6 protein-coding genes are annotated in these 8,201 nt (G+C 36.5%); all 6 read right to left on the bottom strand.

Going from position 1 to position 8,201, the window contains the following annotated elements; translation table 11 throughout:
* Nucleotides 1-500 precede the first annotated feature (500 nt).
* Nucleotides 501-3,026: a DNA gyrase subunit A gene (gyrA, locus tag U9M49_RS22475; protein ID WP_322910625.1), complete on the bottom strand. Its 2,526-nt coding sequence runs from the start codon at nt 3,024-3,026 to the stop codon at nt 501-503.
* Nucleotides 3,027-3,128: 102 nt separating this feature from the next.
* Nucleotides 3,129-5,051, bottom strand: a complete 1,923-nt coding sequence (gene gyrB / locus U9M49_RS22470) for a DNA topoisomerase (ATP-hydrolyzing) subunit B (RefSeq protein ID WP_281203007.1) — start codon at nt 5,049-5,051, stop codon at nt 3,129-3,131.
* Nucleotides 5,052-5,122: 71 nt separating this feature from the next.
* Entirely contained in the window at nt 5,123-5,362 is a 240-nt protein-coding gene (gene remB / locus U9M49_RS22465) for an extracellular matrix regulator RemB (protein ID WP_095371325.1), read from the bottom strand.
* Nucleotides 5,363-5,371: 9 nt separating this feature from the next.
* Nucleotides 5,372-6,490, bottom strand: a complete 1,119-nt coding sequence (recF, locus tag U9M49_RS22460; RefSeq protein WP_322910624.1) for a DNA replication/repair protein RecF — start codon at nt 6,488-6,490, stop codon at nt 5,372-5,374.
* 14 nt (nt 6,491-6,504) lie between these two features.
* Nucleotides 6,505-6,723, bottom strand: a complete 219-nt coding sequence (gene yaaA, locus U9M49_RS22455; protein ID WP_095371327.1) for a S4 domain-containing protein YaaA — start codon at nt 6,721-6,723, stop codon at nt 6,505-6,507.
* Between the two features lie 224 nt (nt 6,724-6,947).
* Nucleotides 6,948-8,084, bottom strand: a complete 1,137-nt coding sequence (gene dnaN / locus U9M49_RS22450) for a DNA polymerase III subunit beta (RefSeq protein ID WP_095371328.1) — start codon at nt 8,082-8,084, stop codon at nt 6,948-6,950.
* Nucleotides 8,085-8,201: the final 117 nt, after the last annotated feature.

The following is an 8,201-nucleotide window of genomic DNA, read 5'->3' as shown; positions in this document are numbered from 1 at the left end:
GATCAAACTCTCCAATAAAGTGTTTGATTAGCTCATTTGCACCTATGGTGCTTTGTTGCTGATAAATCAGCTTTTTTTAGAATTACGCTTGACGTTTTATGTTCGTTCAGTTTTCAAAGAACAATCTCGTTCGCTTCATAAGCGACTTTATTAATATAACATATCGTGTCATCTGAGTCAACATCTTTTTTTGATGTCAATCAATCTTTCATGTCTTCCTCTTGCTGACTTGAATAAGTATATCAGCAGTAACCACTATTTGCAAGCATTATTCATCAATTATTTTTATAAAATAATTTATTGACCATTTCATTCATAGTTAACACCAAAAAATACTTCCATTGATACTCCTAAAAGAATCTATAAACCCCTATTAGTATAGTCTGTAGTAGTGTGCTAAAGGTAGTCATTAAAATTATCTCATCCTAATAAAAAAGCCGAACACAATTCAATTTTAAAATTTGAATTGTGTCGGCACTCATTTGATTTAAACAATTTGTTTATTCTCTTTCATCTTCACTGTCGATAGATTCTTCAGGCAATTCCTCTGCAGTTTCAAGTGGCTTTGCTCGCTCTTCTCCATCTTTTTCTTCTTCCTTTTCAACCTTTGCTACAGTTGAGACGAATTCATTCACACTTTCATCGATTCGAATAAGTCTTACGCCTTGCGTGTTTCTTCCCATAGTTGAAATATCTTCTACTCCCATACGGATAATGACACCGCCAGTAGTAATCAACATGATGTCTTCCTCACCACGTACAGCTTTCATCGTAACGAGATCACCAGTTTTTTCAGTAATATTGGCCGTTTTAATTCCTTTACCACCACGACCCTGAATACGATAATCATCAGCTGGTGTTTGTTTACCATAACCTTTTTTCGTAACTACTAGAATGTTGTCCCCTTCTTCTAGAACTTCCATTCCAACCACTTCATCTTCTTCACTCAGAGTGATTCCTTTTACACCAGTAGCTGTACGTCCCATAGAACGGACCGCATCTTCAGGGAAACGAATAAGGAGACCATTTTTTGTACCGATGATAATTTCTTTATCTCCATTTGTAAGACGTACAGAGATTAATTCATCTTCTTCTTTTAAACCTAAAGCAATCAAACCGTTTGTACGGATATGAGCAAATGAAGATAACGGTGAACGTTTAGAAATGCCTCGTTTTGTTGTGAAGAACAAGAACCAATCATCCACAAAATCCTCTATCGGAATAACAGCATTAATCCATTCATCCTTTTCAATACCTAACAAGTTAATGATAGGAATCCCCTTCGCTGTTCTACTAAATTCAGGAATTTCATACCCTTTAGCTTGATACACTTTTCCTTTATTCGTAAAGAAAAGGAGATGATCATGCGTTGAGGTAGTCAATAGGTGTTCAACAAAATCATCTTCATTTGTTCCCATTCCTTGTATCCCTTTTCCACCTCGTTTTTGGGCACGATAAGTAGATACCGGTAATCGCTTAATATAGCCTTTATGTGTAAGTGTAATAACAATGTTCTCTTGAGGAATTAAATCTTCATCTTCTAGATGCTCAAGACCACCGGAAACAATTTCTGTACGGCGTTCATCATTAAAACGGTCTTTTAATTCTGTAAGTTCTTCGCGAATAATGTCTAATACTTTTTCATCACTTGCTAAGATTGCTTTTAAATCTGCAATTAATTGAATAAGACTAGCATATTCTTCTTCGATTTTCTCACGCTCTAAACCAGTTAAACGCTGTAGACGCATATCCAAAATCGCTTGCGCTTGCTTCTCCGAAAGGTCAAATTGTGTCATTAAACCTTCTTTGGCAATATCTGTAGTTCTTGACGCTCTGATTAATTTAATGACTTCATCTAAATGATCTAAGGCAATTCGTAAACCTTCTAAAATATGCGCTCTTGCTTCCGCTTTCCGCAATTCGAATTCTGTTCTTCTTCTTATAACGACAACTTGATGGGCTAAATAATATTCTAAGCATTGTTTTAAATTCAATACTTTAGGTTGTCCATCCACTAAAGCAAGTAAATTAATACCGAAGCTTGTCTGTAGTGCCGTATGTTTATATAAATTATTTAAAAGCACATTTGCATTGGCATCTTTACGGACTTCAATAACAATTCGTAAACCATCTCTGTCAGATTCGTCACGTAAATCTGTAATACCATCAATCTTCTTATCACGTACAAGGTCAGCAATTTTTTCAATCAATCTTGCTTTATTCACTTGGTATGGGATTTCATTAACAATGATAACTTCTTTCCCATTTGATTTCTGTTCGATTTCAACCTTTGCTCTAAGAGTAATAGAGCCTCTTCCTGTTTCATAAGCTTTCCTAATTCCACTACGGCCTAAAATAAGTCCTGCAGTCGGAAAGTCTGGTCCAGGAATGATTTCCATTAACTCTGGAATCGTAATTTCCGGATTTCTACTTAATGTAAGTACACCATCAATGACTTCGCCTAATTGATGAGGAGGGATATTGGTAGCCATTCCTACAGCAATACCTGATGTACCATTTACAAGCAGATTAGGGAACCGAGCAGGAAGCACGACCGGTTCCTTTTCCTCTCCATCATAGTTGTCTTGATAATCGATGGTATCTTTATTAATATCTCTTAACAATTCCATTGATATTTTTGACATACGGGCCTCTGTATAACGCATGGCAGCAGCAGAGTCGCCATCAATTGATCCAAAGTTACCGTGTCCATCAACAAGCATATATCTATAGTTAAAGTCTTGTGCCATTCTTACCATTGTTTCATATACTGCTGAATCACCATGTGGGTGGTATTTCCCGATAACATCTCCAACAATACGGGCAGACTTTTTAAACGGTTTATCTGAGTGCATGCCAAGATCATGCATTGCATAAAGTATTCTTCTGTGCACAGGCTTTAGCCCGTCACGTACATCAGGTAGGGCTCGGGAAACGATAACACTCATTGCATAATCCAAGAATGACGTTCTCATTTCCTCACTTATATTAATTTCTTTAATTTGGGACTTAGGCGTATCAGCCATCTATAGGTACCTCCCTATCGCACAAAGCTTATTGCTTAGGCTACATTTTATTGACAATATCTATGTAAAAGCAGGATAGAACCAACTCTATCCTGACTTTCATTAAATATCTAAATTCTTCACATACTGCGCATTTTCTTCGATAAAGTTACGGCGTGGTTCTACTTTATCTCCCATAAGGATTTCAAACGTTTCATCTGCTTCAATCGCATCTTCTAAGCTTACTTGTAAGAGCGTACGCGTTTCCGGATTCATTGTCGTTTCCCATAATTGATCTGGGTTCATCTCACCTAAACCTTTGTAACGTTGGACATTTGGTTTCGGCGTAGCCGGAAGCTCTTTCATAATCTCGTCTAATTGGCGATCGTTATAAGCATATGAGATTTTCTTCCCTTGTTGAACTTTATACAAAGGTGGCTGCGCAATATATATATAGCCCGCATCTAAGATTTGTCTCATATAACGATAAAAGAATGTGAGTAATAGTGTTCGAATATGCGCCCCATCTACATCGGCATCTGTCATAATAACGATTTTATGATATCTTGCTTTCGTAATATCAAAGTCTTCACCGATTCCTGTTCCAGACGCAGTAATCATTGCTCGTACTTCATTATTAGATAATATTCGATCTAACCGTGCTTTTTCTACGTTTAGGATTTTTCCTCGAAGTGGTAGAATTGCTTGGAAATGCCTGTCTCGTCCTTGCTTAGCTGAACCACCCGCTGAATCACCCTCAACGATATATAGTTCCGAAATAGACGCATCTTTTGAAGAACAATCAGCAAGCTTACCTGGAAGACTAGAAACTTCTAAAGCACTCTTTCTTCTTGTTAGCTCTCTCGCCTTTTTAGCTGCTGCTCGAGCTCTTGAAGCCATCATACCTTTATCGACGATTTTCCTTGCAACAGATGGATTTTCCAATAAGAATTTTTCAAAGGCTTCCGAAAAAGCCGTATCTGTTGCCGCTCTTGCTTCTGAATTGCCTAATTTCGTCTTCGTTTGTCCTTCAAACTGAGGGTCAGGATGTTTAATTGAAACAATCGCTGTTAAACCTTCCCTGACGTCTTCACCTGTAAGGTTGGCATCATTATCTTTAAACACGCCATTCTTACGAGCATAATCATTAATCACCCTCGTCAGCGCTGTTTTAAATCCAGATTCATGTGTTCCACCTTCATACGTATGAATATTATTGGCGAAAGAATAGATATTACTTGTATAGCTATCGTTGTACTGCATTGATATTTCAACAGAAATACCATCTTTTTCGCCTTCAATATAAATCGGCTCTTCATGAAGTACTTCTTTATTTTTATTTAAATGCTCTACATAAGACCTAATACCACCTTCATAGTGGAATTCTTTGGTCTTATTCTCTTCACGTTCATCTGAAAGAGTAAGCTTTAATCCTTTATTTAAAAAAGCTAATTCGCGGACCCTCGTTGCTAATGTATCAAAATCATATTCTAATGTTTCAGTGAAAATCTCACCATCCGGCTTAAAAATTGTGGTTGTGCCAGTTACTTCTGATTCACCGATTACTTTTAAGTCTGCGCTCGGTACACCACGTTGATATTTCTGATAGTAGATTTGCCCGTCACGATGAACATAGACTTCTAACTGAGTAGAAAGAGCATTAACAACAGATGCACCAACACCATGAAGACCACCAGAAACTTTGTAGCCTCCGCCACCAAATTTTCCTCCGGCATGTAAAACAGTCATAATGACTTCTACAGCAGGTCTTCCCATTTTTTCTTGTATCCCAACAGGAATCCCCCGTCCATTATCAACGACCTTAATACTATTATCCTCGAGAATACTTATATTAATTTCATCACAATATCCAGCAAGTGCCTCGTCAATACTATTATCGACAATTTCCCATACTAAATGATGTAATCCTTTTCCACTCGTTGATCCGATATACATACCTGGACGTTTTCTAACTGCTTCAAGACCTTCTAATACTTGTATCTGGTTCTCATCATAGGATTGTTGCCCCATTGCTTCCTGATCCATTGACACATCGATCACCTACACTTTCCATTTTGCATATCATTCTTTTTCACTCTATTAGCTCATCATCGACATTAAACAATCAATTTCCTCGTCCTCTTTTTTAAAGTAGACGAAGCAAGAGGAGAGTAATATATATGATCGGTTGTAATCACAACTGATTTGTACACACCTTTAGCCAAATTGGTATAAGAAGCGTCATCACGCTGCAAAAACTCTTCTGCATTTATAGAAGAGCCGACACTTTCTTTATCAATAATGGCTACCAAATCTTTTGCACGTATTAATACATCCTCGCCAATATGAATATACAAGGCCTCACCTCATTGAATTTTTTTAAGGCTGCCCGCCTTCACTTCATACGCAGCTGCTTCTTTTAAAGTCTGATGATCTATTCCATCGACACTAGTGGTCGTTACAAATGTTTGTACTTTTCCTTGTATCGTATTAAGCAAATGCGATTGCCGGTAATCATCCAATTCCGATAGTACATCATCTAATAAAAGAATAGGGTATTCTCCAATTTCAGCGTGAATCAGTTCGATCTCAGCAAGTTTCACTGATAATGCTGTGGTTCTTTGTTGACCTTGAGAACCAAAAGTTTGCACATCTCGCCCATTCACTTGAAATAACAAATCATCTCTATGAGGGCCGAACAATGTAACGCCTCTTTCAATTTCTCTTGTTTTTGTTTTTTCATACTTTTCTAGGTATATATTCTTCATTTTCGACAAATCTTGTTCTTCTGATACATCAACAGAAGGCTTATACTGAATTTTTAACGTTTCAAGTCCCCTAGAAATACCTTCATGGATTGGCATTGCCCACTTTTCTAGCAAATAGATGAACTCGAATCTCTTAGCGATTATTTTAACAGCCATCTCAATAAATTGTTCAGTTAAAATATCAAGCATAGCCTGATCAGTCTGTTTACGTGACTGTAGCAACTTTAAATAATGATTTCGTTGTTGGAGTATTTTCTGAAACTGATTAATGTCATGAAGATAAACGGCGGATACTTGTCCAATTTCCATATCAATAAAACGACGCCTTACTTGAGGGCTCCCTTTTACTAAATGGAGATCTTCAGGCGCGAACATCACAACATTCATATTACCGACATATTGGCTAAGCTTTTGTTGTTCAATATGGTTACACTTTGCTTTTTTACCCTTTTTAGATATCACAAGCTGCATAGGTAGAGAACCATGTTTATTTACTACTCTACCTTCTATTTTAGCATACTCCTGATCCCAACGAATAAGATCTTTATCATTTGAGGTGCGATGAGACTTAGCCATGGCTAAAACATAAATAGATTCCATCACGTTTGTCTTACCTTGTGCATTCTCACCTAATATGACATTGACCTTATTATCAAACTGTACCGACAGTTGATTGTAATTGCGATAATCCTTTATTTGTAATTGCTCTATATACATAGGCGGTTACATCCTTAATTGTTCGAAATTGTAAATGTGCCATGATCAGGTATTTCGATTACATCGCCTGCTCTTAGCTTTCTCCCACGACGCTGATCTTGTTCCCCATTAACAAATACAACATATTCACCTAAAAACCATTTCGCCATTCCCCCTGACTGAATTAAATCAGCTACTTTGAGAAATTGCCCTAAAGTAATATATTCCGTTTCAATTTGTATTTTGTTCATCATTGCACTCTTTCTAGTTATTTGACATCGTACTTCTCTATTTTTTAGTATCTAATAGTTTATTTTACTAAATTATTGTGTGATACACAAAGTAAATCTTTTATTAAGTATTGAAGTCATTTATTGCGAAAATTCTGGAAGCAAATTCAAAGTAGAATGAGTTAAATAAAAAAATCCGAACACACTCTTCCTTGAATGATTGTTCGGATTTCTATTTACCTAAAGCTTTAGTATGTTCTAACTGGCAAAATCAATTGCAAGATTGAATCATCATTAAGTGGTGTGATAATAAATGGTCTCATCGCACCCGTAAAGCTAATTTTTATTTCTGTACCCTCTAATGTTTTTAAAGCATCCATCATAAATTTCGCACTAAACGAAATTTTAAGGTCTTCTCCTTCTTTCGAAATGCTCGGAAGCTCCTCGATAACTTTACCGATTTCTGGAGAATTAGATGAGATCTCAATGACTTGATCATCAACAGTAGAAAGTTTAACGACATTATTTTTACCTTCTCGTGCAAGTAAAGAAGCACGATCAATGGCTTGTAAAAATGCTTTCGTAGTAACAACGACATCCGTCTTACTTTCATTTGGAATCAATCGTGATGTATCTGGGTAATTTCCTTCTAGTAATCTAGAGAAGAATAATAAATTTTTCGCTTTAAATAAAACTTGGTTCTCTGTAATAACAATTTGAATTGTATCGTTGTGATCGTCGAGAATTTTGCTAAGTTCACTCAAACTTTTCCCAGGAATAACCACATTATAAGATGCTTCTGATGCTGTTTCGATCGTTGCTTTTCTCAATGCTAAGCGGTGGCTATCTGTTGCAATACAGGTTAAAGCACTTCCTTCAATCTGCCAGTTTACACCTGTCAAGATTGGGCGTGTTTCTGAGGTGGACACTGCGAAAACTGTCTGCCTAACCATTGCTTTTAGAAGGTCAGTCGGAATAGAAAAAACATTATCTTCTTCAATTTGCGGTAAATGAGGATATTCATCCGCATCAATACCGTTTAGATTGAATTGAGATTTACCAGAAGTAATAACTGTTTGTAAATGATTTTCTACATGAATTTCTACTTGGTCTGTTGGCAATTTCTTTACGATTTCACTAAAGAACTTTGCTTGTAATACAATTGAACCTGGTTGTTCAATGTTAACTATGACCTCATCTTCTTCTGTTTTAGGAATAAATGACTCAATAGAAATATCAGAGTCACTACCTGTTAAAGCTACACCTTCGTCAGATGCAACAATTTTAATTCCAGTTAAAATGGGAATGGTTGTTCTACTAGTAACGGCCTTCATAACATCTTGAACGCTTTGAACTAAGCGATCTCTCTGAATCGTAAATCGCATGATTAACCTCCAATGTATATACATATATTTTTTATTTTAAAATAATAGAAGTATTAGTAGGGCTTGTTAACATGTGGATAACTAGAAAAATGAATGGAAACACAGCCTATCCACATG

It is taken from the genome of Cytobacillus sp. OWB-43 (assembly GCF_034651445.1).
In the GTDB taxonomy this organism is placed as follows: domain Bacteria; phylum Bacillota; class Bacilli; order Bacillales; family Cytobacillaceae; genus Cytobacillus; species Cytobacillus kochii.
This window is presented reverse-complemented; position numbering and strand designations above follow the sequence as displayed.

What these genes read in the sequence shown, in the direction of transcription:
- gyrA (WP_322910625.1), bottom strand. Translation starts at nt 3,026, where the DNA reads ATGGCTGATACGCCTAAGTCCCAAATTAAAGAAATTAATATAAGTGAG.
- dnaN (WP_095371328.1), bottom strand. Translation starts at nt 8,084, where the DNA reads ATGCGATTTACGATTCAGAGAGATCGCTTAGTTCAAAGCGTTCAAGAT.
- gyrB (WP_281203007.1), bottom strand. Translation starts at nt 5,051, where the DNA reads ATGGATCAGGAAGCAATGGGGCAACAATCCTATGATGAGAACCAGATA.
- yaaA (WP_095371327.1), bottom strand. Translation starts at nt 6,723, where the DNA reads ATGATGAACAAAATACAAATTGAAACGGAATATATTACTTTAGGGCAA.
- recF (WP_322910624.1), bottom strand. Translation starts at nt 6,490, where the DNA reads ATGTATATAGAGCAATTACAAATAAAGGATTATCGCAATTACAATCAA.